The organism is Arthrobacter sp. D2-10, assembly GCF_054161285.1.
The window spans coordinates 904,465-928,343 of sequence record NZ_CP096431.1 but is presented as its reverse complement, the minus strand read 5'-3'; the positions used below and the strand labels follow the sequence as shown (position 1 = coordinate 928,343).

General features: G+C 64.5%; 25 protein-coding genes. 14 read left to right on the top strand and 11 right to left on the bottom strand.

What is annotated here, in order from left to right; genetic code table 11:
• Positions 1 to 26: 26 nt before the first annotated feature.
• On the bottom strand, positions 27 to 566 hold the full coding sequence (locus M1D74_RS04425) for a GNAT family N-acetyltransferase (protein WP_458116641.1): 540 nt from the start codon (positions 564 to 566) through the stop codon (positions 27 to 29).
• Between the two features lie 11 nt (positions 567 to 577).
• Positions 578 to 2,104 carry an MDR family MFS transporter gene (locus M1D74_RS04420; protein WP_458116640.1) on the bottom strand — a complete coding sequence of 509 codons (1,527 nt, stop codon included), beginning with the start codon at positions 2,102 to 2,104 and terminating at the stop codon, positions 578 to 580.
• Between the two features lie 500 nt (positions 2,105 to 2,604).
• Here M1D74_RS04420 and M1D74_RS04415 point away from each other — a divergent pair, with 500 nt between their 5' ends.
• The 3 genes from M1D74_RS04415 to M1D74_RS04405 all read left to right on the top strand — a co-directional run bounded on the left by M1D74_RS04415 (position 2,605) and on the right by M1D74_RS04405 (position 4,969).
• The gene (locus tag M1D74_RS04415) at positions 2,605 to 3,021 is read left to right on the top strand and encodes a DUF6098 family protein (protein WP_309071108.1); all 417 of its coding nucleotides are present in this window, start codon (positions 2,605 to 2,607) and stop codon (positions 3,019 to 3,021) included.
• 202 nt (positions 3,022 to 3,223) lie between these two features.
• Positions 3,224 to 4,084, top strand: coding sequence for a transposase (locus tag M1D74_RS04410; RefSeq protein ID WP_458116639.1), 861 nt, complete (start codon positions 3,224 to 3,226; stop codon positions 4,082 to 4,084).
• A 282-nt stretch (positions 4,085 to 4,366) separates the two neighbouring features.
• Positions 4,367 to 4,969, top strand: coding sequence for a hypothetical protein (locus tag M1D74_RS04405; protein ID WP_309071110.1), 603 nt, complete (start codon positions 4,367 to 4,369; stop codon positions 4,967 to 4,969).
• Here M1D74_RS04405 and M1D74_RS04400 read toward each other — a convergent pair.
• Positions 4,966 to 5,472 carry a metallophosphoesterase family protein gene (locus M1D74_RS04400; protein ID WP_458116638.1) on the bottom strand — a complete coding sequence of 169 codons (507 nt, stop codon included), beginning with the start codon at positions 5,470 to 5,472 and terminating at the stop codon, positions 4,966 to 4,968. The two genes, M1D74_RS04405 and M1D74_RS04400, sit on opposite strands and share 4 nt — an antisense overlap.
• Positions 5,473 to 5,525: 53 nt before the next feature.
• Between M1D74_RS04400 and M1D74_RS04395 the strand changes: the two genes are divergently transcribed.
• The 8 genes from M1D74_RS04395 to M1D74_RS04360 all read left to right on the top strand — a co-directional run bounded on the left by M1D74_RS04395 (position 5,526) and on the right by M1D74_RS04360 (position 13,213).
• Complete coding sequence (locus tag M1D74_RS04395) at positions 5,526 to 6,371, top strand: NAD-dependent epimerase/dehydratase family protein (RefSeq protein WP_458116637.1); 846 nt, start codon at positions 5,526 to 5,528, stop codon at positions 6,369 to 6,371.
• A gap of 154 nt (positions 6,372 to 6,525) precedes the next feature.
• Positions 6,526 to 7,326, top strand: a complete 801-nt coding sequence (locus M1D74_RS04390; RefSeq protein ID WP_458116636.1) for a mechanosensitive ion channel family protein — start codon at positions 6,526 to 6,528, stop codon at positions 7,324 to 7,326.
• 61 nt (positions 7,327 to 7,387) lie between these two features.
• On the top strand, positions 7,388 to 7,588 hold the full coding sequence (locus M1D74_RS04385; RefSeq protein ID WP_309071114.1) for a hypothetical protein: 201 nt from the start codon (positions 7,388 to 7,390) through the stop codon (positions 7,586 to 7,588).
• Positions 7,589 to 7,747: 159 nt separating this feature from the next.
• A complete protein-coding gene (locus M1D74_RS04380) occupies positions 7,748 to 9,067 on the top strand; it encodes a serine/threonine-protein kinase (protein ID WP_458116635.1) in 1,320 nt (439 codons plus the stop codon).
• Positions 9,064 to 9,645 (top strand): hypothetical protein, encoded by a 582-nt coding sequence (locus M1D74_RS04375; RefSeq protein ID WP_458116634.1) that lies wholly within the window; start codon positions 9,064 to 9,066, stop codon positions 9,643 to 9,645. Before M1D74_RS04380 ends, M1D74_RS04375 begins: the two co-directional genes overlap by 4 nt.
• A 97-nt stretch (positions 9,646 to 9,742) precedes the next feature.
• Entirely contained in the window at positions 9,743 to 10,387 is a 645-nt protein-coding gene (locus tag M1D74_RS04370) for an MBL fold metallo-hydrolase (protein WP_458116633.1), read from the top strand.
• Between the two features lie 105 nt (positions 10,388 to 10,492).
• A complete protein-coding gene (locus M1D74_RS04365) occupies positions 10,493 to 11,932 on the top strand; it encodes an APC family permease (RefSeq protein ID WP_458116632.1) in 1,440 nt (479 codons plus the stop codon).
• Positions 11,933 to 11,956: 24 nt separating this feature from the next.
• Positions 11,957 to 13,213 (top strand): phospholipase D-like domain-containing protein, encoded by a 1,257-nt coding sequence (locus tag M1D74_RS04360; RefSeq protein ID WP_458116631.1) that lies wholly within the window; start codon positions 11,957 to 11,959, stop codon positions 13,211 to 13,213.
• Here the strand turns inward: M1D74_RS04360 and M1D74_RS04355 are convergent, their stop codons facing one another.
• From M1D74_RS04355 to M1D74_RS04330, 6 genes are read right to left on the bottom strand one after another with little or no spacing between them, the layout of a single operon-like run.
• Complete coding sequence (locus tag M1D74_RS04355) at positions 13,214 to 13,954, bottom strand: GntR family transcriptional regulator (protein ID WP_458116630.1); 741 nt, start codon at positions 13,952 to 13,954, stop codon at positions 13,214 to 13,216.
• Entirely contained in the window at positions 13,920 to 15,560 is a 1,641-nt protein-coding gene (locus M1D74_RS04350) for a dipeptide ABC transporter ATP-binding protein (protein WP_458116629.1), read from the bottom strand. Before M1D74_RS04350 ends, M1D74_RS04355 begins: the two co-directional genes overlap by 35 nt.
• Positions 15,544 to 17,364 (bottom strand): gamma-glutamyltransferase family protein, encoded by a 1,821-nt coding sequence (locus tag M1D74_RS04345; RefSeq protein ID WP_458116628.1) that lies wholly within the window; start codon positions 17,362 to 17,364, stop codon positions 15,544 to 15,546. Before M1D74_RS04345 ends, M1D74_RS04350 begins: the two co-directional genes overlap by 17 nt.
• Before the next feature lie 10 nt (positions 17,365 to 17,374).
• Complete coding sequence (locus M1D74_RS04340; RefSeq protein ID WP_458116627.1) at positions 17,375 to 18,268, bottom strand: ABC transporter permease; 894 nt, start codon at positions 18,266 to 18,268, stop codon at positions 17,375 to 17,377.
• Between the two features lie 5 nt (positions 18,269 to 18,273).
• The gene (locus M1D74_RS04335; RefSeq protein ID WP_458116626.1) at positions 18,274 to 19,227 is read right to left on the bottom strand and encodes an ABC transporter permease; all 954 of its coding nucleotides are present in this window, start codon (positions 19,225 to 19,227) and stop codon (positions 18,274 to 18,276) included.
• 2 nt (positions 19,228 to 19,229) lie between these two features.
• Positions 19,230 to 20,897: an ABC transporter substrate-binding protein gene (locus tag M1D74_RS04330; protein ID WP_458116625.1), complete on the bottom strand. Its 1,668-nt coding sequence runs from the start codon at positions 20,895 to 20,897 to the stop codon at positions 19,230 to 19,232.
• A gap of 159 nt (positions 20,898 to 21,056) precedes the next feature.
• On the opposite strand from M1D74_RS04330, the gene M1D74_RS04325 reads away from it, so the two are divergent.
• Positions 21,057 to 21,776, top strand: coding sequence for a YoaK family protein (locus M1D74_RS04325; protein WP_458116624.1), 720 nt, complete (start codon positions 21,057 to 21,059; stop codon positions 21,774 to 21,776).
• 10 nt (positions 21,777 to 21,786) lie between these two features.
• Here M1D74_RS04325 and M1D74_RS04320 read toward each other — a convergent pair whose 3' ends face one another.
• Positions 21,787 to 22,524 (bottom strand): ANTAR domain-containing protein, encoded by a 738-nt coding sequence (locus tag M1D74_RS04320; RefSeq protein ID WP_458116623.1) that lies wholly within the window; start codon positions 22,522 to 22,524, stop codon positions 21,787 to 21,789.
• A gap of 154 nt (positions 22,525 to 22,678) precedes the next feature.
• Between M1D74_RS04320 and M1D74_RS04315 the strand changes: the two genes are divergently transcribed.
• Together M1D74_RS04315 and M1D74_RS04310 are read left to right on the top strand one after the other, a co-directional pair.
• Complete coding sequence (locus M1D74_RS04315; RefSeq protein WP_458116622.1) at positions 22,679 to 22,918, top strand: hypothetical protein; 240 nt, start codon at positions 22,679 to 22,681, stop codon at positions 22,916 to 22,918.
• 3 nt (positions 22,919 to 22,921) lie between these two features.
• The gene (locus M1D74_RS04310; RefSeq protein ID WP_458116621.1) at positions 22,922 to 23,209 is read left to right on the top strand and encodes a GNAT family N-acetyltransferase; all 288 of its coding nucleotides are present in this window, start codon (positions 22,922 to 22,924) and stop codon (positions 23,207 to 23,209) included.
• Positions 23,210 to 23,257: 48 nt separating this feature from the next.
• Here M1D74_RS04310 and M1D74_RS04305 read toward each other — a convergent pair whose 3' ends face one another.
• Positions 23,258 to 23,851 (bottom strand): DnaJ family domain-containing protein, encoded by a 594-nt coding sequence (locus tag M1D74_RS04305; protein ID WP_458116620.1) that lies wholly within the window; start codon positions 23,849 to 23,851, stop codon positions 23,258 to 23,260.
• Positions 23,852 to 23,879: the final 28 nt, after the last annotated feature.

The window sequence follows — 23,879 nt, the reverse complement described above, 5'->3', positions numbered from 1 at the left end:
GGAGGGCTCCGGTGGTCCGTACCTCACTACCTGGGATCGGTCGACAGCATGCCCATCACAACGGCATCAATCCACTCACCGTTCGACAGCAGCGCGTCCCGCAAGCGCCCTTCGACCCGGAATCCGCACTTCTCGTAGACGCGCTGCGCCCGCGGATTGAACGCGTAGACTTCCAGGCTGATGCGGTGCACGCCCATCACGTCGAAGGCATGCGCGACGACGGCGCGGGTCGCCTCGGTACCGTACCCGCGCCCGAACCTCGAATTGGCGTTGAGGCCGATCCGGAACCCGATGGACCTGTTGTCCGGGTCGTAGTCGTTGAGCACGACCTCGCCGATATGGCTCCCGTCCGAATCGAGGATGATGGCCCAGTCCGCACGTCCGTAGGTGGCCGCAAGCCCCGTCAACCACGATTCGATCTGCGGCCTTGAGAATGTTGCATGTGTCCCGGTGAGCCGCATCGTCTCCGGGTTTTGCAGCGCAGTCCAGGTTCCCTCAAGATGCTCGGGTCCCAGCGGTTCCAGCCGCAACCGGGCAGTGGTCAAGACCGGTGGGGGCGTGAACATCGGCATGGACCCTAGTGTGCCGCCGGCGCAACAGGTGCGTTGCCGCCGTCGTGCTCGGCCTGCGAGGAGTGCGCAGGCACAGCCGGTTTCCTCACAAAGAGCGCTGCAACCACAGCGAACAGGAAGATCACCGCGCCACACAGGAACGCCATCCGTATGCCGCCCGCCAGTGCGGGAATCTCACTGGTGCCCTCGCCCATCAGGGCGCTGGTCTGCAGCGTCATTACGGAGACGAAGAGGGCGATGCCCGCTGCTCCGGCCAGCTGCTGGATGGTCCCTACGACGGCGCTGGCATGCGAGTACAGCTGCGGTCGTACCGAGCCAAGCGCTGAGGTGAACAGCGGCGTGAACATGCCGGCCAGCCCGATGCTGAGGACCACATGGCAGGCCAGCACCAGCGGGATGGGCGTTGAGGCGTCCACCTGGGTGAGGATCCAGAACACCGAGGCCACGAGTACCGCCCCGGGAACAACCAGCACGCGCGGGCCGTGCCTGTCGAAGATCCGACCCACAACGGGGCCGAGCAAACCCATCGCGAGACCGCCGGGCAGCAGCATCAGGCCGGCAGCCGCCGGTTGGAGTCCCAACACGTCCTGCAGGTAGATGGGAAGCAGGATAATCGTGCCGAACAGCGCCATCATGCTGATCGAAAGCACAAGGATCGACACCGTGAAGGTGCGCGAGTGGAACGTCCGCAGGTCGAGCAGAGCCCGGTCGCGGCCCTGCAGCACCAGCTGGCGGGCGATGAAGCAGGCCAGACCTGCGATTCCGACGGCGAGGGGCGCCCAACTCGGGATGCTTGGAGAGCCTGCACCTTCTCCAAACTGGCTCAGGCCGTAGACGATGCCGCCGAAGGCGAACGCAGACAGAATGACCGAAAGGACATCGATCGGGGTCCTGCGGGGCGTCGTCACGTTCTGGATACGGATTCCGCCCAGCACCAGCGATCCGATCGCAATCGGAAGGACCAGCCAGAACATCCAGCGCCAATCCAACACACTGAGGATGATTCCCGAGATGGTCGGGCCGATGGCCGGTGCCACCGAGATCACTATCGAGATGTTGCCCATGGTCTTGCCGCGTGATGACGGCGGCACCAGGGTCATGACCGTGGTCATGAGCAGCGGCATCATGATCGCCGTTCCGCCGGCCTGGATTACCCGCCCGACAAGCAGCATCTCAAACCCGGGCGCCATCGCCGAGACAAGCGTGCCAAGGCTGAAGAGAGTCATCGCCGCAAGGAACACCGGCCGTGTGTTGAACCGCTGGATGAGGAAGCCGGTGATGGGGATGACAACTGCCATGGTGAGCATGAACGCCGTCGTCAGCCATTGACCCGCGGAGGCGGTGATCTGGAGATCGTCCATGAGGCGCGGCAGAGCGACGCCCATGATGGTCTCGTTGAGGATGACGACGAAAGCCGACACCAGGAGCAGGGAAATGACCAGCCGGTCCCGGGCAGAGATCGCCTCGCCCGGGCTGTCGGTCTGTAGCGTGCCATCGTCGGCCTGAGTGAGTTTGTCCGTCTTCTGCGGCACGGGAATCCCCCTGAAAGATACTTAGCGGCGCGCAGGAGCGTGCGCAGCCAGAAGTAACAAGCACGGGTGACCGGTGCTTATTCCCGACCAACGACGTCGGGCGTACTGTTGCTTTTGAGCGCCCCCCGATGGAGAGAAGGTAGCCGGTATGTCTATTCCCCCGCCCCATGAGCCGCATCCGGATCCGTCCCAACCGCGGCCTCCCGGCGAGCCCGGGCCGGAACCCCAGCCTTCTCCGTCCCCCTACCCGTATCCCGATCCGGCACCGGACGCACCCGGTATACCGCCGGAGCCAGGACCCGGGCCTTCACCCGATCGGCCGATCCCGGAACCGGGACCATCGATTCCACCCCTGTCCTGACGCGGGAATTCCCGGCCGCGGGGATTCCCGGCCGGGGGGGCACCGCTTGCCCGCCTGCACGACTCCGCATTGAGTAGTAAGCTCGCTTACTACTATCCGTGGTGCTGCGGGAGCACCGTAAGGCAGTGCGGAGGACGCCGTGAGCGAAACCCAGAAGGTCTACAAGGAACTGAGCGACCTGGAACGGTTCGTGAAGGAGCACGCGCCCATCTACCTCCGGTATTCCCGAGGCTACGAAGCGGACTCCAACTCGCAGAGCATGGATACCGAGAGCGGCCTATCCCTGCCCGGACTGTCAGTGAACCCCCTCAGTCCTGAGGATTGGTGGACCAGACCCCTCACGGACTGGATTGCCCGGCAGATCTGCCAGTACAAGCACCTGCACCGGAAGAAGGACCGTCACGCCTGGATCCTGACAGGAGACTGCGTCGGCCGGGGCCCGGATTGTGAACCTCTGCTCATCAACGTGAAACCACTCGGCAAGCTTGACGACGGACTGCTGGAGGAAGCGGAGACGATCTACCAGGAGCGTTTCGACGCCGGGAACGGACCCTGATCGCTCCTGCCTGAGAATTGATCCTGTAGTGGCCGTCAATGGCTGCCTCACTATCGAACGGTACAAGGCGCTGCTTCCCCGCCAGTATTTGCGCTGCAGTCGGGAGCCTCCTCCGCACGCCAGTTAGCGGCCGGATGAGCCCTGGACGGCGGTACTCTTGCTCCTGAGCGCCGCCCGCCGACCAGATGGAGCCCTCTCAGCAGTGACTGACCTCGACCAGATCGCCTCCGAGCTTTATGCCCTGCCGCTGGACGAGTTCACCGCGGCCCGAAACAGCAGGGCGAAGGACGTTGACGACAAGTCGCTCGCCCAGGAAGTGCGGGCGCTTCGTAAGCCGACGGCTTCGGCGTGGCTTCTGAATGTGATGAACCTCCACAGTGGGGACCAGTTACGGCAGGCGCTCAGCCTCGGTGCGGCGATGCGGGAGGCGCAGGAGCAACTCGACCGGAGCGAGTTAAAGAAGCTGGGCACCCAGCGGCAGCAGCTTATCTCCGCCCTCGTGAAGGACGGCACTGCTCTCGCCGAAGACCTCGGCCATCCGGTGAGCGCCGCTGCGGCGCTTGAAGTGGAACAAACCTTGCGGGCGGCGATGGCCGACGCCGGGGCTGCAGCCGCCGTTTCCACCGGCCGCCTGGTCCGGCCGCTGGAAGCGACCGGATGGGAGGCCGTGGATCTCACGGGGGCTGTGGCCGGCACCTTCGATGCCGGAAATACTGACCCCATCGCTGATTCGAATAGCGCAGACGAACCCGAGTCACAGCACGACCCAGCAGCCGAAGCGCGCGCCGAGCTGGAGGACGCCGAGGACCGGTCGGAGGAAGCCGAAGCTCAACTCAAGCGTGCCCAGGAGCGCGTGGACCGGCTCGACCGGGACCGTGAGGCGCTCGTCTCGCAGGTCCGGGAGCTGCGAAAGCGGATTCGTGCGCTGGAACAGGACATCGATGGAATTGACGACGACGCCGACGACGCAGTCCGCGAGCGCACTGAGGCCGAGCGTGCAGCCAGGGAGGCTACCCGCGAGGTCGAGCGCGCGCGGAAGGTTCTCGGGAAGCTCGAGCGGTAACGCAGGAATAACGATCGGCGCGGCCGGAAAAGGCGGATGAGGCTGCCAACACGCATGCCGACGTCGTCCACTGCCGCCACGCCAAGGCGATCCGCGACGGATCCTGAGAGAACAACCGTTTGATTAAGCGTCCGCGCCCTGAGTTACAGCGGGGTAAAGCAACGTTGTGGTCTCGCCCGTCCCGCCCTAGCGTCGAAGGTGGCGCTGGCGGCTACGGCCGCCAGACGCCGCCACACACCAATCGCATTGTTGGGTGAATGCACGCCAACAGGGAGCGGAGAAATGGCAGGATTCCGAGCAGGCAAGCGCAGCTACAGCGAAGACGTTGGACTCACTGAGGGAGCCAAGCCACACCCCAACATCTGGCTCATCATCGCAGCGGCAGTTGTGTCAACGGTTTCGCTGGCGTTGGGATGGCTGCAGTTGCAGTCGGTGCAGCGCGCCGTTGGCGTACCGCTTCCGGACGTGATGATGGGTGGGTACGACGCCGCCCACATCGAATCGGTCCGAAGCCTTCTGGACGCACCGCTGGTCGAGCGCTATCAGAGCGTGCACTACTTCTGGGACCTTGTGTTCCCGGTCGCGTTTGCCGCGCTGATCATCCTGCTGGTTCACCGCTTCGGCCAGCGGTCTGCCTTTCGCTGGCCGTTCTATGCCGTCGCGGTGACCTATGCGGCCGCCGACATCGCCGAGAACTTCGCCATCGAGGCAGCCTTGGCCTCCATCGAAGTCACCGCGTCCGAAGCAACGTTCGCAAGCACCCTGACGACAGCGAAGTTCGTGCTCTTCGCCGCGGCTGTCCTGGCGTTCGCCCTGTCGTTCATGCTGAATCGGGCCACCAGCCGACGTGACGCCCCCTCTTCACAAAGCGCTTCAGAGCACTAACGAACCGCAACCTCGTGCAGGCGAACGTTCCTCAGCGCGCCGCCCTCGGCCTCAGCCGTGAGGTAGGTGCAGGCTGGCTGCCTGCGGCGGTCGGTGGGTGAACCTGGATTGAGCAGTCGCATTCCGGCGGGAGTTGTGGTGTCCCACGGTATGTGGCTATGGCCGAAGACCAGTACGTCAACGTCGTCGAACGCTGCATCCATCCGCTTTTCCCGTCCGGCCGCGACACCCGTCTCGTGGATCATCGCGAACCGCACCCCATCGATGCCGACCCGGGCCACTTCGGGCAGCCGCTCGCGCAGGTCAGGGCCGTCATTATTGCCGTAGACCCCGACCAGACGCTGCGCACGGTCTTCCAGCTCGTTGAGCAGTTCGATCGTGACCCAGTCCCCCGCGTGGAAGACAACGTCAGCTTTGTCCGCCTCGTCCCAGATCTGCGGTGGGAGGCGCCGCGCGCGCTTGGGCACATGTGTGTCGGCGATGATCAGCAATCGTGAGCCCATGGCCCCAGTCTGGCACGTACGCCCCGACCGTTCCCGTGTGGGAAGCTCGAAGAATGACTGTTCTGATTGCGGGCTGCGGGGATCTTGGTACACAGGCCGGACTTGGTTTCGCTGAAGCTGGACATGGGGTTGTCGGATGGCGGCGGTCCGCTGGGAAGTTGCCGCCGAGCATCGAGGGCCAGTCCGTTGACCTGACGGGTGAACTCCCCACCATCCCCGGCGACACCGACGTCGTGGTCATTGCTCTGACCGCCGATGGCCGCTCGGAGGCCGCGTACCGCGCCACCTACTTTGACGGGACCGCCAACCTCCTGGCCGCCCTTGAGCGGGATGGCGTGGCGCCGCGGCGGATCGTCTTTGTCTCCTCGACGGCTGTCTACGGGAACGACGACGGCGCATGGGTTGACGAGACGACCTCACCGTCGCCCTCCACTCCGACGGGCGCAGTTCTGCGGGAGACGGAGCAACTGCTCGCCCAGCGCGCCCCCCAGTCGGTGATGCTGCGGCTTTCCGGCATCTACGGGCCCGGACGCACACGCCTGATCGACCAGGTCCGCAACGGAAGCGAGAGTACCGGCGGCGTCCCACACTGGACCAACCGGATACACCGCGATGATGCGGCTGCCGCCATCGTGCACATTGCAGGGCTTGAGGCGCCTGCCGGTGCCTATCTGGGCACAGACGATGAACCGGCGCTCCTCGCCGAGGTGCAGGCGTTTCTCGCGGCTGAGCTGGGATTGCCGCTTCCCGAAGGGACCGCCCGCGAGGCCGAATCAGGTGCCACAGGAAAGCGCTGCAGCAACGCACTCCTCAGGGCCAGCGGGTTCGAGTTCGCCTACCCCACCTACCGCGACGGGTACCGGGCGGTTCTGCAGGGAAACGGCATCCGGCACCCCTGATACTCCCGTCCGCCCCTCTCGACCCCACCAAAAATAAATACTAAGCAGCCTTTCTGTTTGCCCGATGTGTCTCTACTCTTGGAAACGAGCAACCCGGCGGGAACCCCATCCCGGCGATCCGGCAGCTTCGTGAAGCCAGGCAGATGGAGGTTCCATGGAAGAAACACTCAGAAGCGGTCTCGCGACAGTGATCGACTTCGTGCCCAAGCTGTTGCTGTTCCTCGTCATCCTGATCATCGGGCTATTCGTAGCCAAAGCAATCTCCAAGGCACTGGACAAGCTCCTTGAACGCGTCGGTTTTGACCGCGCCGTCGAGCGCGGCGGCGTGAAGAAGGCACTCGCCAAGTCCTCCCTCGATGCCAGCGACATCATTGCCAAGATCGTCTACTACACGCTGGTTCTCTTTGTCCTCCAGTTCGCCTTCGGAGTGTTCGGCCCCAACCCGGTCAGCGATCTGCTCGAAGGAATCATTGCTTTCCTCCCCAGGATCATCGTTGCCATCATCATCGTGATCATCAGCGCCGCCATCGCGGCGGGGGTGAAGAGCCTGATTGAGGGAACGTTGGGCGGCCTGTCCTATGGGAAGGTCCTCGCCAACATCGCAAGCATCTTCATTCTTGGAATCGGCATCATAGCGGCACTGAATCAGGTGGAGATTGCCACGACGGTAACCACCCCGATCCTCATCGCCGTCCTGGCAGCGATCGTCGGCGTCATTGTGGTCGGTGTCGGTGGCGGACTCATCAAGCCCATGTCCCAGCGTTGGGAGCACTACCTCAACAGGGCGGAGGAAGAAGCCCCCCGGATGAAGGCGGAAGCTCAGGCTTCGCCGTCGGCCAAGGAGCAGCTCAAGAGCGCCGCGCAGGACGCAAGCGCGCGCAGCGCGACCACGGATACCTCGGGCAGCACCAAGGTGCACCGACCGGAGGACCCCGCGGCTCCGCGTTTCCGCTGATCCCTCCCAACCGAAGACCTTCCTCACACATCAATCAGTAGAGAGAGATAAGGACAAGAAAATGAACATTGACAAGCAGCAGATCCTCGACCTTCTCAGGAACCAAGGCGACCAGGACAAGGCCCAGCAGGCTGAACAGGAACTTCCCGACCAGGTGGATACTGAGCGCGACTCGGGCCTGTTGGAGAAGTTCGGCCTGAACCCGCAGGAACTTCTCGGCAAGCTCGGCGGCGGCGGTGGATTGGGCGGTCTGCTCGGCTGATTTCCCTGCACTGAAGATGGAGGGCGCGCACTGCGTGCCCTCCATCTTGCTGTCCGCACATGAGAGTGTCGTGAGAACCTGCCCCGTTACCTTGAGCGGGCCCGCCGGGTGCGCTTTCATGAAAGGGCGACGACGACGGACAATGAGGAGGTGCCTGACATGCAGCTTCCTCCTCCGCCCGGCCGAATGCCCGCTACGGCTTCTGAACCGCCTACCGTCGCGAGGCGCAGTGACGGCGATCCTTCCGGTGATGTGCTGGATGGGCGGTACACCGTCGGCAGCGTGCTGGGCAGCGGCGGCATGGCCGAGGTTCGGCGCGGGCACGACCAGGTCCTGGACAGGGACGTCGCCATCAAACTCTTCCGCGGTCAGGCCGAGGCCCGTCTCTCCGAGCGGGAGCGCGCCGAAGCGCAGCTGCTGGCCGGCCTTGATCACCCAGGCTTGGTGAAGGTGCACGACGTCGGCCAGTCACCTACCGCGGGTTGGGTTGTGATGGACCTCGTGGACGGTCCGGATCTGCACCGGCTGCTGCGCAACGGCCCCCTGGGACCGGAACAGACCTGGGCTATCGGACACGATGTCGCGCGGACGCTCGCCTACGTTCACGCAAAGGGCATCACCCACCGCGACGTCAAGCCGTCCAACATCCTGACCCGCGACGCCGAGCCCTCCTCCGGCCGTTTCGGATACGTGCTGACCGACTTCGGAATCGCACGCCGGATGGACAGTGACCGGCTCACGGCTACGGGCGAGACGATCGGCACCGCAGCCTACTTCAGCCCGGAGCAGGCCCGGGGCGAGGCGGTCGGCTCGGCCACCGACATCTACGCGCTTGGCCTGGTGCTGCTGGAATGCCTGACGGGTGAACCTGCCTTTGAGGGCCGCGGCCTCGAGACAGCGCTCGCGCGCCTCCACCGCGCTCCCGAAATCCCTGCTTCAATCAACCCTGCGTGGCGCGAGCTCATCTCCAACATGACTGCCGGCACGGCCGCCGAGCGTCCGGGTGCTGCCGAGGTCGCGGGGGTACTGGCCTCCCAGCGCAGCGCCTTCACGACCGACGGGCACGAGGTTCCGGATGCCGGTCCGGCGACCGTGGTCCTGTCGAACGCGCCGCACGAGCCGGGGTCGACCCGGCGCTCGTTCGTCCTGGGCCTCAATGACGACACAACCAGGAGCACACCCGCCGGGACCGGCGGCGATCCCGTGACTCCGAGTGGAACCCGCTCCGCGCCCCCTCGGAAACCGACGAAGCGCGCTGCACCGGCGAAGCCTTCCACGGCCCCCGGCGACCGGAGACGGACGCAGGGGATGCGACGCTGGTGGGCGGCGGCCGCCGTCGTCGTTCTGCTGGCCCTCGCGGCAGTGGGTGTGGTGCTTTCGGGCCTCCTCACGCCGGAGCCGGGTCCCGAACCGTTACCGTCGGTCCCCGGGGTGCCGGGGGAAAGACTGTCCGAACTCTACGAAAGCGTGCAGCCATGAGGTCGAAGCGGTGGGCCCTCTCGATGATTTTCATTCTGCCGGCGCTAGGAGCCTGCGGAGGCGCAGAGGCCATGGATCCCGCGGCGGCGCAGTCGCTGCAGCAGCAGGTGCGGGAACTGGCCGTGACCACCCAGCAGGGGAATTACGAGCTGGCGCTTGATCAGGCAGAGGCGCTGAGAACCGAGGTCCAGCAAGCCCAGGATTCGGGAGCCGTCACTCCCGGCCGCGCAGGTCGGATTCAGGACAACATCACTGCCTTCATCGAGTCCATCAAGCCGGCCGAGACACCGACGCCGGCTGCGCCGTCTACCACCGGCCCCGCCACCACCGAGCCTGCTCCCGCTCCCCCTACCTTCACCCCACCCGCAAAGGGCGACAGGGAAGACAGCAGGGATCCCGGCGAAACCCAGTCTGACCGTGAGAGGGAGGCCGCCGAGGAAGCTGCCAAGGAGGAGCAGAAGCGGATCGAAGAAGCCCAGAAGCAGGCCGAGGAGGAAGCGAAGGAGCGGCAGAAGCAGGCCGAGGAGGAGGCGAAGGAGCGGCAAAAGCAGGAAGAGGAGAATCGCGAGGAGGACTGACCGGGCACCGGCAGGTCGCCTGGGGCTACTCTGTGGCATATCGAGGGCTCTCACGCATATCGACGGCGCGGCTCATCGGCAGCGGAAAGAGGCAGGCATGCGCAGTATTACCGGTAACTGCTACCAGCTGCAGCGTTCCAGAGGGGCCAACGGCTACCTGATCCGCACGCCCGGGCACACCGCCGTCGTCGACCCGGGCATGGCCAGCGGGTACGACGCCCTCCTGAGGGAGCTGCGCGATGCCGCGCCGGTTGTCGGGCAGGTGACCGACATCCTGCTTACGCACTACGACGCCGACCACGCGCAGGTCGCGCAACGGCTTCAACGTGAGCTGAACGCGGTCGTGTGGCTTGGCGCAGCGGATGTGAGGATTCTGCGGCGTAGCACCCCGCCGGCCACCCTGCTTCGCCGCGTGCTCTTCCGGCTCGCGCCGGTCGCGGTGCCGCAGCGCCTGTCAGAGCTCGACGGCGAACGTGAGCTTTTCGAGGGTCTCACCGCCTTTCCCCTCCCCGGACACACACCCGGGCAGATGGCGTACCGGTTCGGCGATGTGCTTTTCACCGGTGACTCGGTGCGTGTTGCGCAGGACGGCACGATCAAGCGCTTTTATCGGGCGCTCAACAGCGACAACCCGCAGGCGGCCCGGACGAAGGCCACGCTGGGGCGGCGTATCCACACCGACGGGATTGCGTGGCTCTGTCCCGGCCACAATCCGCCTGCCCGAGTGTCCGCACAATCCTGAATTAAACGCCCTCGTCCGGTTCGAAAGGGCCCTCACAGGACTACGCTCATCTCACACCAATCCGTGGAGCCGGCGCGGGACCGGTCGGGCAGAAGGGCAACTCTCATGGCAGAGCAGAGGATTTCCGAAGGTGCAGAGGATGCTTCGCTGCTGAGGGTCCTGGGAAACTGGGACGCATTGGCACTCGGTTTCGGAGCGATGATCGGGTTCGGCTGGGTGGTGCTCACGGGTGGCTGGATCGGGTCGGCTGGAACCATGGGTGCGGTGTTGGCCATGATTACCGGCGGGGTGATCATGGGCGTCGTCGGGCTCACGTATGCAGAACTGACCGCTGCCATGCCGAAGGCCGGTGGTGAACACAACTTCCTCCTACGCGGTATGGGTCCCCGCTGGTCATTCATCGGCTCCTGGGCAATCACGGGCGGGTATGTCACGATCGTCGCGTTCGAGGCGGTCGCCCTACCCCGAACCGCGCTCTATCTGTTTCCGGATCTGAACCAGATACCGCTGTGGGAGGTCGCGGGAAGCCAGGTGCACCTCACCTGGGCTCTCGTCGGAGCCATCGCCGCCGTGGTGATCACCTTCATCAATATCCGCGGCGTGAAGCTCGCCGGTGTAGCCCAGACCTTCGTAGTGCTCTTCCTCCTGCTCATTGGAGTGATCCTGGTGGTCGGATCGTTCGTCGGAGGATCCGTGGAAAACACCCAGCCGTTCTTCACGGGTGGGTCCGCCGGGTTCTTCGCGGTCCTGGTGGTGGTCCCGTTCCTCTTCGTTGGGTTTGACGTGATCCCGCAGTCAGCCGAAGAAGTGAACATCCCCGCCCGCCAGATCGGCCGGCTGGTCGTGATCGCGGTGGTTCTCGCGACCATCTGGTACGTCATGACCATCCTGACGACGTCGTCGGCCATGCCTGCTGACGAGATTGCGCAGGCGGACATCGCCACCGCTGATGCCATGGGCGCCCTCTTCGGAAGTGACCTGATGGCCAAGGTGCTCATCGCGGGTGGAATCGCCGGCATCCTCACCTCCTGGAATTCGCTGTTGCTCGGCGCCTCGCGGCTGATGTTCTCGATGGCACGCTCGGGAATGCTTCCCGCATGGTTCGGCAAGCTGCATCCCACCTACCGGACTCCCGTCAACGCACTGATGTTCATCGGCGCCCTGTCTTTTCTGGCACCCTTCTTCGGAGAGGCAATGCTGGTGTGGTTGGTGGACTCGGGAGCCCCCAGCATCGTCATCGCCTACATCCTGGTGTCCGTTGTCTTTGTCATCCTGCGTCGGCGCGAACCGACAATGGACCGGCCTCTTCGCGTTGGTGGAGCAGGAAACGGCGGTTTGGTCATCGGTATCGCGGCCGTGGTTCTCTGTATTGCACTGCTGAGCCTGTACCTGCCCTTCATGCCTGCAGCCCTTACTCCCCCGCCGTGGATTCTGTTCGGCCTCTGGTGGGTGCTCGGCATGTTCTTCCTGTTCCGGATTCCGAGGGGGATCACTCCCGGGGAGGACGCGGAGCACCGGTTGCTGGAGGCATTGAACAACCGCTAGCAGCCCAGCGGTTACGCTCTTTTCATGCGTACTCTTCGCCGCCTTCACTTGTTCGCGCTCACCCGATCGCTTCTCGCGCGGGCAGCCATGGCGTTCGGAGCCGTGCAGGCACTGGTGATCGCCGCCATCGTGCTGGTCGATGCGGTACAGAAGAAGCGGCGAAGCAAGCGTCCCGGCTTTCCGCATCCGGGCATCTTCGAATCAGAGGTCGCCGGGTCGGAGACGACAGTCTTCACCTACGGCCATGACCTCTATGAGGACATGCTCGCCTCCATCCGCGAAGCCAAGCACACCGTCATGTTGGAGACGTACATCTGGAAGGGTGACGCAATCGGCCGGCAGTTCAAGGACGCCCTCAATGAGGCGGCTGCCCGCGGCGTGAAGGTGTACGTCATTTACGACGGCTTCGCGAACCTTGTGGTGCCTCCGACGTTCTACCGTTTCCACCCCAATGTCTCGGTGTTCCGGTTCCCGTTGGTCCGTCCGTCGATTGTCTTCACGAACATCCGCGGTACTGGTTTTGATCACCGCAAGATCATGGTGGTGGACGATTCCATCGGATATGTCGGCGGCTACAACATCGGCTCCCTCTACGCGTCCAAGTGGCGCGACACCCACCTGAAACTGGTTGGAAAGTCCGTCTGGGAGTTGCGGCAGGCGTTCGTCGCGTTCTGGAACGCTGCTCCCACCCAGCGTCACCGCCCGTTGGAGGAGACCAGTGCGGAATTCTGGGAACCGCGGCTCCGGGCTGTCAACAACATTCCGGCCAACCTCGTTTTCCCGATCCGCGGCGTCTACCTGGACGCGATCAACCGGGCGCACAGCCACATCTACATCACCACGGCCTATTTCATCCCGGACCGGCAGATTCTCGAGGCCCTGTTGCGGGCCAGCAAGCGCGGCGTGGATGTGCGGGTCATCCTGCCTGAGGACTCCAACCACGTGGTGTCGGACTGGCTGTCCCGCGGGTTCTATTCGACGCTGCTTCGCAACGGTGTGAAGATCCTGCTGTACCAGAACGCCATGATCCATGCGAAGACCGCAACGGTCGACGGGGAATGGTCGACCGTGGGAACAGCCAACATCGACCGCCTCAGCCTGACCGGTAACTACGAGATCAATATTGAGCTGTTCGACGAGAAGCTTGCCACCACGATGGAACACATCTTCGAGATCGACAGCAGCAACTGCCGTGAACTGCCCCTTGAGGAGTGGGAGAGCCGGCACATCGTGGCCCGCGTGAGTGAAGCGATCCTCGCGCCGCTGCGTCCGTTCCTGTAGTCAGCCGGTCTCCGACGAGAATCGGTCCAGGTAACCCTCCTTGGACTGATGCACGTGATTCGCCATGAGCTTCTCGGCCTCTGCGAAATTCCCGGCGTCGATCGCGGCAAGGATGCTCCTGTGCTCACTCCAGGATTCCTTGCCGCGTGTATCGACGTCGGTGGCGTACAGCCATTCGATCTTTCCCGCGATCTGGCGCAGCAGGGCGGTCAGGGATGCACTCCCGCTCAGTTCCGCCACGCCAAGGTGGAATCGGATGTTCAGTTCCGGCAGCAGTTCCAACCGGTTCTGCGCGACGGCGGCGTCCCCCTCATCGAGGATGCCCGCCAGCGCCTTCCGCGCCTGCCACCACTCCACGCTTGGAGCACCCGCGTTGAACTGCGATGCAGCCCGCCGGGCCGCCCGCCGGGCGGTAGCCGATTCGAGGGCTTCACGCACGAAGAAGAGGTCTTCGGCATCATCCACCGGAATTTTCGACACTGTTGATCCGGCGTAGGGCCTGGACTCGACGAAGCCCTCGGCCTCCAGCGCGCGCAGCGCCTCACGGACGGGCACCCGGGAGATGCCGTACTTGGTAGCAAGGGCTGTCTCCGTCACGCGCGTGCCGGGAGGCAGCGCTCCGAAGATGATGTCCCGGCGGATCTCGTCCTGGACGCGCTGCTTCGGCGGCGCGTCCTCGTCGTCGCTCCGCTGATGTGAGGAATTCTCAGGCTGCAAAGGCTGCCCCGGGAATGGCTCCAAGTAGCTCCTCGGTGTATTGGGCTTCGGGATGAAGGAACACTTTGTCCACGCTGCCCTCCTCGACTACCGCTCCGGACTTCATGACCAGCACGTTGTGGGCGATCTGACGGACAACCGCCAGGTCATGCGTGATGAACAGGTAGGTCAATCCCAGCCTATCCTGCAGGTCGGCCAGCAGGTTCAAGATCTGGTCCTGCACCAGCACGTCCAGGGCGGAGACCGCCTCGTCGCAGATGATGAGCTCCGGCTCCAGCGTGAGGGCACGTGCGATGGCCACACGCTGCCGCTGACCGCCGGACAACTCGTTCGGGCGCCGCTGAGCGACGGAGTGCGGCAGTGCCACCTGGTCGAGCAACTCGCCCACGCGCCGTCGTCGGCTGTGCTTGTCACCGACCTTGAAGATGCGCAACGGCTCATCGATCAAGCGCTCGATGCTGTGTGTCGGGTCAAGTGACCCATACGGGTCCTGAAAGACCGGCTGCACCATGCGGCGCAGCGCCCGCCGCTCGGCCCCGCGACTCGCAGTAATGCTCTTGCCGTCGATAAGTGCCTGGCCCGCTGTCGCCGTTTCGAGCCCGAGGATGATCCGCGCAACGGTGGTCTTTCCCGAACCTGATTCGCCGACGACGGCAGTGGTCGTCCCCCGGTTTACCGTGAAGGACACGTTGTCGACGGCGCGCACGGTACCGCCGCGCTGGCCGCGAAGGGTGAACTCCTTGCACAGGTCCTGGACCACCAGAATCGGTGTCGGGCCGGCAGGCAAGGCGGCATTCGATCCCGGTTCCTCCACCTGCAGAGCGGCGGTCACCGACGGAGCGGCCGCCACCAGCTTCCGGGTGTACTCCTCCTGCGGGTTCAGGAGGATCTCGTGCGGTGTGCCGACCTCGACGATCCGTCCCTCAGCCATCACGATGATGCGGTCGGTCCGGTCGGCAGCAAGCCCGAGGTCGTGTGTCACGAACAGCAACGACGTTCCGCGGGCGTCGACGAGTGTCTGCAGATGGTTGAGGATTTGCCGCTGCACCGTGACGTCGAGGGCCGACGTCGGCTCATCGGCGATCAGCAGGTCCGGCTCACCGGCGAGGGCGACGGCGATGAGTACGCGTTGGCGCATGCCGCCTGAGAACTCATGCGGGTACTGCCCGTAGCGGCGTTCGGCGTCGGGAATGCCGGCCTCCGCCATGAGTTCGATGGCCCGGCGCTTGATCTCCGTCCTTCCGCGCAGTCCGTTGCTCATCAGCGCATCGGCGATCTGCGATCCGACTTTCATGGAGGGGTTGAGGTTCGACATCGGATCCTGCGGCACCAGCCCGAGGCGCTTGCCGCGGATGGACCTCATATGAGCCTCCGAGGCGTTGGACAGTTCCACCTGCTCTCCGGTTCCGTCACCGAGCCGAATGGATCCGCCCGTGATGTGCCCGAGGCCCGGCAGCAAGCGCAGGACGGCGGCGATGGTCGTCGACTTGCCCGAGCCGGATTGGCCCACGATCGCCACCCGCTCGCCCTTCTTCAGATCGAAGCTGACGTTGTGCAGCACCGGCGTGCCGCCGAAGCTGACCTCGAGATTCCGGATGCTCAGAATCACTTCGTTAACGTCCTGCTGCATAGCCCTGTGCTCCTCGGGGATTGGCGGCGGCCATGAGGACGCCGGTGGTTGGGTCGCTCACAACAGAAGACAGGCGTCCCAGCGCCCAGTCCCCTGCACGCGTGATGACGTGGCCGCGCTGTTCGAGGTCGGTGATCACATCTTCGCCGAGCCTGTCCTCGACGACGGCGCCGCCGGGCTCCCAGGTGCGTGGGAAGAAGGAGCCGGGTATCGACGTCGTATGCAGCGACGGAGCGTCAATGGCCTGCTGCGGTGAATAGCCGCCCACGATGGTGCGGAGGATGTAGAGCAGCTGCCACTGGTCCTGCTGGTCGCCGCCGGGCGAACCGAGCGCAACAACCGGTTTGCCGTCCTTGAGGATGAGGGTCGGTGTCAGCGTGGTGCGGGGACGCTTGCCCGGTTCAAGGGATGACGGTGCACCTTCCTCGAGCCAGGTCATCTGCAGGCGGGAGCCCAGGCAGAAGCCCAGCTCCGGGATGGTGGGCGATGACTGCAGCCATCCGCCCGATGGGGTGGCGGACACCATGTTGCCCCACTGGTCGACGACGTCGATGTGGCAGGTGTCGCCGCGGGTCTCACCGTCGCGGGACACCGTGGGCTCCCCCACTCCCGCGAATCCGCCAGCGCCGGCGAGGGCAGGCGGGGTGTACTCGGTGCGCAGCGGCGGAGTGAACGGCGTGTGGCCCGGTACGGTGCCGGGACGGAACTCCGTCGATGCCCGATCGGTGATCAACGCCCGGCGCTGGGCGGAGTACTCCTCGGACAAAAGGTACTCCATGGGGACAGAAGCGTCGCCGTAGTACGCTTCACGGTCCGCGATCGCAAGCTTTTGGGCCTCAAGGATGGTGTGTGCGCCGAGTGCCGTCGACGGGTCCAGCCGGTCGTCGTCGAATCCGTCCAGGATCGCGAGCGTCTGCAGCAGGGCAGGGCCCTGACCCCAGGGACCGGTCTTGGCAATGGTGTAGCCGCGGAACTCGAGCGTGGTGGCTTCCTCGTAGCCGGCCTCGAAGGAGGCGAAGTCCTCGAGACTGATGACGCCTGCGTGGTCCTGTCCGGAGGAGTGCCGGTGGGGAGTCTGAACGAATTCGACCGCGGCCCGGGCAACGGACCCTTCGCGCCATTCCCGGCGGGCAGCATCAATGCGTTCCCCGCGGGACTGCGCCGCGTCACCGGCGGTACCCGCCGCCACCAGCCGGTCCAGCACTGCTGCGTAGGCCTCGTTCTTGACGATGTCACCCTCTGCAGGGATCGAGCCGTCCCGCATCCACAGGGCGGCCGACGTCGGCCAATGCTCGGTGAAGAGGTCCTTGACCGCATTGATGGTGGCGCCCACGCGACCCACGATGGGGTGCCCGTTCCGTGCGTACCCGATGGCGAAGGCCAGCACATCGCCCAGTTCCCACGTTCCGTGGTCGCGCAGCAGCAGGAGCCAGGCGTCCACGGCGGCGGGAACCGCGGCGGCGAGTGCACCTGCTCCCGGTACGAGTTCAAGGCCCTCGGACAGGTAGTGCTCCCGGGTCGCGGCGGCCGGTGCGGGTCCCTGCCCCATCAGCACCACGGGCTCGGAAGGGTTCTCGGCGGTTGCGAAGACGCCGGTCATGTCACCGCCGGGACCGTTGAGGTGCGGTTCGACAACGTGGAGCACGAAGGCACCCGCAACGGCGGCGTCGAACGCGTTGCCGCCGCGTTCCAGGACGGCCTGGGCTGACGCCGTTGCCAGCCAGTGGGTCGATGCCGTCATGCCGAAGCTGCCCTGCAGGGTGGGTCGCGTGGTGAAGGGATCCGGGGTTGTGAAGGAGGTCATGTAGGCCAATCTACTTTCGGCGGGTGTTGGTCGGGTCCAGGGCGTCGCGGAGAGCGTCCCCGAAGAGGTTGAAAGCCAGGCAAATCACGGCGATTCCGATGCCGGGGAAGATCGCGGCCGAGGGCGAGCGAAAGATGTACTGCTGGGCGTCGGAGAGCATGATTCCGAGGCTCGGCGTCGGCGGCTGGATGCCGAGGCCGAGGAAGGACAGCAGCGCTTCACCGATCACGGCAACCGGCATAATCACCGTGGCCTGCACGATGATCGCCGAGGTGGCGTTCGGCAGCACATGCTGGGCCATGATCCTCAGGCCGGAGGCGTCCATGGTCTTGGCGCCAAGCACGAAGTCGCTCTCCTTGATCCGCAGCGTCTCACCGCGGACCACGCGGATCATGGTCGGAATCTGCGCGATGCCCAGAGCGACGGCGGCGTTGGCCAGGCTCGGTCCGCTGATTGCGGCAAGGCCCACCGCAATGATCAGGAACGGGAACGCCAGGGTGACGTCAGTGAGCCGGGAGATGACGGCGTCAAACGCTTTCCAGTAGCCGGCCAGCAGGCCCAGCGGAGTGCCGATCAGCACTGCAAGCAGTACCGACAGCACACCGACCTGGAGCGAGGCCTGGATGCCGTACAGCATGCGCGAGAAGGTGTCGCGCCCCAGGTCGTCGGTGCCGAGGAGATACCCGACGGTGAACGGCTGCTGGAACGGGGTATCGAAATGAACCTCCGCCGGGTCGTACGGAGCGATCACCGGCGCCAGAACCGCGGCGAGGACGACGACGGCGAGCAGCACCGCTCCTGTCATGCCGAGGGGGTTGGAACGGAGCCTGCGCCAGACCCGGCCGCGGCCGGTGCCGAGTGTGGGCTCCGAGGTGTTGGCCGTCGTCGTGACGGTTTCGGTCATGGCCATCAGTTGCTTCCTCCGACTCGGATTTTCGGGTTGACCACGGAGTAGAGAATGTCCACGGCGAGGTTGATGACGATGTAGCTGAGGGTAATGATGAGGACCACTGCCTGGATAACGGGGTAGTCGCGGGTAAAGACTGCGTCGAGGGTGAGCTTGCCGAAGCCGGGAAGGGCGAAGATCCGTTCGGTGACCACGGCGCCGGAAATCAGTCCGCCCAGTTGCAGCCCCACTATGGTGACCACCACGATCAGCGAGTTCCGCAACCCGTAGCGGACCAGCACCCGCCCGCGGCCGAGGCCCTTGGCGCGGGCGGTCCGGACGTAGTCGGTGCTCATGGTCTCGATCATCGATGCCCGGGTCTGACGCATGATGACGGCCGCCAGCCCGGTGCCGAGGATGATCGCCGGCAGCGTCAGATAATAGAGGCCGCGTAGGGGTTCAGCCATGACGTCGACGTAGCCCGAGGCAGGGAACCAGCCCAGGAACACCGCCAGGTACAGGATTGCGAGGATGCCCAACCAGAAGTTCGGCACCGACAGGCCGATCAACGCGAAGCCGTTGGCCATCCACTCGGGCCACCGGCCGCGGTAGCGCTCGGCGATCACTCCGAAGACGATGCCGACGACAACGGCCACCACGATTGCGTAGGCCGAAAGCCAGAGGGTGACGGGGAGTGTGGTGGCAATCAGCTCAGTCACCGGTGTGCCGGTGCGGGTTGATTCGCCGAAGTCTCCGCGGAATAGGTTGCCGAGGAACGTGAAGTACTGGACAACCAGGGGCTGGTCGAGCCCCATTTCGGTGCGGATGGCGGCGACCTGTTCGGGCGTCGCTTCCTCGCCCGCCATGGCGAGTGCGGGGTCGCCGGGAAGCTGGCGGACGCCGATGAACACGACGACCGATGCGAGTACCAGGGTAAGCGCGGACTGCCAGAGCCGGGTGAACAGATAACGGCCCATGGTCAGTCCTCTTCCTTGATTTCCTGGGGATCCGCGAGGAACGCGGCGTTGCTCAGGTGAACCACTCCGTCTGCGAACGTCTCGATGCCGGCGATGTCCGTGGTGTACGCGGTCAGGCTGCGCTGCCGGTACAGGTAAATGAGCGGGTTGTCCTTTTGCAACTGCTCGACCACCTGGCCGTAGAGTTCGGCGCGCTCGCCGTCGTCGTTGACCTGGGCTGCGCTCTTGAGCAGCTGATCGACCTCCGGGTTGTTGTAGCCCGCGTAGTTGTTGCCTCCGCCGGTGGAGAGGAAGTTGAACATGTTGCCGTGCGGGTCGACGCGGCCGGACCAGCCGAGCTGGAGCATGTCGAAGTCACCGCGGGACTGCACGTCGAGGAGCGTGGAGTATTCGACCGGAAGGATCGTGAGCTTGAACCCTCCGTCGGCTACTGCCGCCTGCAACGCCTGCGCAAATCGCAGTGTGTCCGGGGTGTTGCTGACCTGCATCTCAATGGCATAGGGCGTTTCGATGCCGGCTTCCTCGAGGAGCGCCTTAGCGCCGTCGGGGTCATAGGGTGGGCAGTCTTCGCTGAGTTCCGAGCTGAACGGGCTGGTCGGTGAGATCGGCGAGCATGCGGGCTGGAACCAGCTGTTGAAGACTGTGTTCACCAGGGCTTCGCGGTCGATCGACATGGATAGCGCCATGCGGACGGCCGATTCCTGGGCCAGCGGAGTGTCGATCTCTCCGACCGGTTCTCCCACACCCTCGGTGTTGCCGAGGTTGATGGTCAGGCCCTGGTAGCCGAGGGAGCCCACCTGCAGTACGCCAACGCCGTCTTCCTGCATCAGGGCGTCAACGTCCTGCGGGGAAATCGTGTCGGCCACCTGTACGTCGCCGGAGCGGAGGTTGGCTGCGCGGATGTTCGCATCGGTGATGATCCGGTAGGTAATCGTGTCGAGATGGACGTTGTCGGCGTCGTAATAGAGGGGATCCCGCTCGACCTTGATGGAGGTCTGGGGCACGCGCTCGACGAACTTGAACGGGCCGACGCAGACGGGGTTGTCACCGAAGTTGTCACCTGTTTCCTTGAGCGCCTTGGGTGAAAGCATCATTCCGGCCCGGTCTGCCAGCGCAGCAGTGAGGGGCGCGAAGGGTGTCTCGTAGGTGATGCGGACGTGGGTATCGTCCACCGCCTCGATGCTGCTGATCGGCCCCAGCTCACTCTTGCGGGACGACTCCTCCAGCGTGAGGTGCCGCTCCAGCGTTGTTCGCACCGCCTCGGCATTGAACTCGGCTCCGTCGGCGAAGACAGCGTCTCCGCGGAGCGGGATAGTGACCGTCAGGCCGTCGTCGGACACTTTCGGAAGCTCCGTCGCCAACTGCGGAACGAGCTTGCCCTCAGCGTCGATGTCGTAGAGCTTCTGGCACATCGTCTGCATGACGTAGCGCGTATAGAGAGAGGACGAGGTGGTCGGGTCCAGACGGTCGGGTTCGGCCGACAGCGCCATCACCAGGTCACCGCCCTCCCGGACCTCGCGGTCTCCGATCGGGAGGGAGGTGATCTCTTCGCGTTCCGGGGCCGGTTCCAGTGCCTGAATCGGTTGGCAGGCGGTGGCCGCAAGGACGACGACGGCGCCCGCCGCTGCGGTATGGAGCAACCTTGTGCCGAGCTGGCTGCTGGTTTTCATGCAAATCCTCTGGTCGAGTCACGGCTTTGTGCGTCGGTGAACTGTGTTCGATCCTTCAAGTTCTGTAAGGATTGAATACAATTGCCTGAACGAGCCTAAGCTTCGTATACATTCATTACAAGATTGTTTCCGATTTTTTTGAGTGCGAAGGGACCCCGCATGGCAGCCACCCGGCTCACCACTGACCGCCTGCATCTGACGCTGATGCTGATGCTCACCTTTTCCACCGGTGTCATCGACGCGGTGGGCTACCTCGGGCTCGACAGGGTCTTCACGGGGAACATGACGGGCAACGTGGTGCTTCTCGGCATGGCGGTCGCCGGGGGAGATGACCTTCCCGTGCTTCGGCCGGCCCTGGCGCTCATCTTCTTCATGGTCGGCGCGATACTTGCCGGACGGTTGTTGCGCACGGCCCCTGAGGGATGGTCGGGGCGAACCTCGCTGGCTTTCGGTGTTGTGGCCGCGGGCGCCGCGGCGCTTGCCGTCGTCGTCGGCGTGGTCGATGTCCATGCCGACGAGACACTCGGCAGTGTGATCACGTCCGGGCTGGCCGCGGTGATGGGCATTCAGGCAGCCACAGCAAAGCGGCTGAAGGTCGCGGAAATTACCACCGTCGTCGTAACCTCGACAATCACGGGCCTGGCCTCCGATTCCCGGCTCGCGGGAGGCAAGGGGAAGTTCTGGGCCCGGCGGGCGCTGGCCATTCTTCTGATCGGCCTGGGCGCCGTAGCGGGCGGATTCGCCCTACTGATCGACCTGTGGGTAGGGATCTCGATCTCCGCCGGCCTATCGGCGGTCGTGACCGTTCTCGGCCATCTTCGATACCGGCAGGATCGGGAGACTGAAGTGAAGAAGGAACCGGCCGCCGTAGCGCGCTAGCGGCGGAATCCTAGGCGTCGAAGTGCGTGCTGGGACTCTTCTGGTTCACGGATTCCACCACGGCGGCCGCGACGTCGTGAAGTTTGACGTTCCGGGCGCTCGACGCTGCCTTGAGGATGTTTATGGCCTCGTCCTGGCTGCAGCGGTTCTGGCCCATGACGATCCCCACGGCAAGGTCGATGGTTGTTCGGGTTTCCATCGCCGCAGTGAGGTTCGCGCGGTGGTCCATGAGGCCCGCGATTTTAACGGCGAGCCGAAGGGAGTTCGACGCGTTGGCTGCAAAGCCCTCGGCTGCTTCAATCACCTCGGGCGTGAAAACCATCGGTTTCTCGCAGTACAAGTCGAGTCCAGCGTCGGCGTTGTCGGTCAGGAGGATCGGTACGCCGAGGGTTGACCGGATGCCGAACTGTTCGATCGCCTTCCTGTAGTCGCCGAAGCGGTCCTCCATTTCATAATCCTGGATCACCACGGTGTAGTGCTCGCGGGCCGCTCGTAGGCAGGGGCCGTCGTCGAACGCGTACTGGACTTCATCCATGTTCCGCGCCTGCTCGCTGCTGCTGGCGACGGTTGCGGCACGTCTGGGACGCAGCAGGGTCACCGCGGAGAACATTTGGGTGCCGGTGACTTCGCTGAGCTCACGGGAAGCAATCTCGACCATTCCATTCAGGAAGACATCAATCTCTTCGCTGTTGAGGATCAGGTCCTGCAATTTGCTGCGAACCGAATGCTCGCCGATATCACTGCTCATACTCAAACCGCCCCTGTACTTGTGCTGCCATTGCCCAACCACCTCACGAAGATTACGATCAATCCTCCTCTGACAGGATGAGCGGGTTGTGGCGCCACGTCCACCCCCGTAGCCTGAAGGTGAAAAACAGTCTACTTACTATTGGAGATCAGCTGTGGACATCAGCGACATCAAGTGGAACGACCAGGCGCGCGAGAAGATTCTTTCGGATGCGGACAAGGCGCTGCAGGAAGCTGTGAAAGAGGCGGCGGCCTCGCACTCCGGGAGCGACCGGGACAAAGTGTACAAATTCCTGTTCGAGAAGCTTCAGCCGCAGTTCATCGATTTCGAGCCGGGACCGGATCTCAGCAAATACGCTGATGCTGTGGCCAACGGCGAACTGTCCGCGGAGTAGCACGTGGCCCCTGGGGCAACGGTATCCAATAATTCGGACGCTGCACGGTACGAGGTGAGTCTCGACGGTGCACCTGCCGGCTTCGCCGCGTACCGTCTCCGCGACACCCGGGTGATCTTCACCCATACCGAAGTGGATTCGGCGTTTGAAGGCCATGGCCTCGGCAGCACCCTCGCTCGAGGCGCCCTCGATGATGTCCGGGAACGCGGACTTCGGGCAGTGCCGCTGTGTCCGTTCATCGCCGCCTATATCGAGCGGCACCCTGAGTATCAGGATCTTGTAGCCGGTTAGGCGCGGCCGACCCGTGGTGCCGGCCGCTCAACAGCCATCAGGCGTCAGTTATCCGGAACGACGACGGCGCCACCACGGTGCGCGCTTCGGCTCTTCCTGCGGGGCGGCCTCCTCCGCGGCCCTGGCTGTCCGCTCCGCCCGGCGTTGGCGCCAGCGTTCGAGCTCCTGTTCGACGTCCCGGGTCTTCGTCACCACGGGCGGGCCACCGAGGAGTTGCCGGCGTGCGTCGATAACCTGCCGGTTGAAGTCCTCGAGGATCTCGCGGGCCCGGCTTTCCATGTATTGCTTATCCAGTGTGTCGTCGAGTTCGGCATCTTCCTTTTTGAGCCGGAACGGAGCCGGCGCCAGCCCGGAGAGCTTCTCCCGTTCGATCAAGCCTTTGACCCACCAGTCCGGGTCGTGGGACTCGCCGAGGTTGGGGATGGGCTTGCCGGCGTACTTCAGATTGTCGAAGTCGCCGCGCGCGGTGGCCTGGCGAATCTCGAAGTCGGCCTTGGCAGCGAAGTCCGTGATCGGTGATTCGTCATCTTCGTCGTCGTCCACCTGCTCAATGGCCTCAGCGGCACTGCTTCCGGAACGACGGGCGGCACGGACCTCGGACAGGCGCTCAAGGCGCCGTGCACGCTCGCTTCTGTAGTTCACTGCTGACCCCGCTTTCACCGCGCATTCC

Excerpts from the sequence above, each read along its gene's own strand:
- M1D74_RS04405 (WP_309071110.1), top strand. The coding sequence starts at position 4,367 with ATGGCAGGATTCCGAGCAGGCAAGCGCAGCTACAGCGAAGACGTTGGA.
- M1D74_RS04375 (WP_458116634.1), top strand. The coding sequence starts at position 9,064 with ATGAGGTCGAAGCGGTGGGCCCTCTCGATGATTTTCATTCTGCCGGCG.
- M1D74_RS04385 (WP_309071114.1), top strand. The coding sequence starts at position 7,388 with ATGAACATTGACAAGCAGCAGATCCTCGACCTTCTCAGGAACCAAGGC.
- M1D74_RS04325 (WP_458116624.1), top strand. The coding sequence starts at position 21,057 with ATGGCAGCCACCCGGCTCACCACTGACCGCCTGCATCTGACGCTGATG.
- M1D74_RS04395 (WP_458116637.1), top strand. The coding sequence starts at position 5,526 with ATGACTGTTCTGATTGCGGGCTGCGGGGATCTTGGTACACAGGCCGGA.
- M1D74_RS04330 (WP_458116625.1), bottom strand. The coding sequence starts at position 20,897 with ATGAAAACCAGCAGCCAGCTCGGCACAAGGTTGCTCCATACCGCAGCG.
- M1D74_RS04400 (WP_458116638.1), bottom strand. The coding sequence starts at position 5,472 with ATGGGCTCACGATTGCTGATCATCGCCGACACACATGTGCCCAAGCGC.
- M1D74_RS04425 (WP_458116641.1), bottom strand. The coding sequence starts at position 566 with ATGTTCACGCCCCCACCGGTCTTGACCACTGCCCGGTTGCGGCTGGAA.
- M1D74_RS04380 (WP_458116635.1), top strand. The coding sequence starts at position 7,748 with ATGCAGCTTCCTCCTCCGCCCGGCCGAATGCCCGCTACGGCTTCTGAA.
- M1D74_RS04320 (WP_458116623.1), bottom strand. The coding sequence starts at position 22,524 with ATGAGCAGTGATATCGGCGAGCATTCGGTTCGCAGCAAATTGCAGGAC.
- M1D74_RS04350 (WP_458116629.1), bottom strand. The coding sequence starts at position 15,560 with ATGCAGCAGGACGTTAACGAAGTGATTCTGAGCATCCGGAATCTCGAG.
- M1D74_RS04335 (WP_458116626.1), bottom strand. The coding sequence starts at position 19,227 with ATGGGCCGTTATCTGTTCACCCGGCTCTGGCAGTCCGCGCTTACCCTG.
- M1D74_RS04345 (WP_458116628.1), bottom strand. The coding sequence starts at position 17,364 with ATGACCTCCTTCACAACCCCGGATCCCTTCACCACGCGACCCACCCTG.
- M1D74_RS04365 (WP_458116632.1), top strand. The coding sequence starts at position 10,493 with ATGGCAGAGCAGAGGATTTCCGAAGGTGCAGAGGATGCTTCGCTGCTG.
- M1D74_RS04340 (WP_458116627.1), bottom strand. The coding sequence starts at position 18,268 with ATGACCGAAACCGTCACGACGACGGCCAACACCTCGGAGCCCACACTC.
- M1D74_RS04370 (WP_458116633.1), top strand. The coding sequence starts at position 9,743 with ATGCGCAGTATTACCGGTAACTGCTACCAGCTGCAGCGTTCCAGAGGG.
- M1D74_RS04360 (WP_458116631.1), top strand. The coding sequence starts at position 11,957 with ATGCGTACTCTTCGCCGCCTTCACTTGTTCGCGCTCACCCGATCGCTT.
- M1D74_RS04390 (WP_458116636.1), top strand. The coding sequence starts at position 6,526 with ATGGAAGAAACACTCAGAAGCGGTCTCGCGACAGTGATCGACTTCGTG.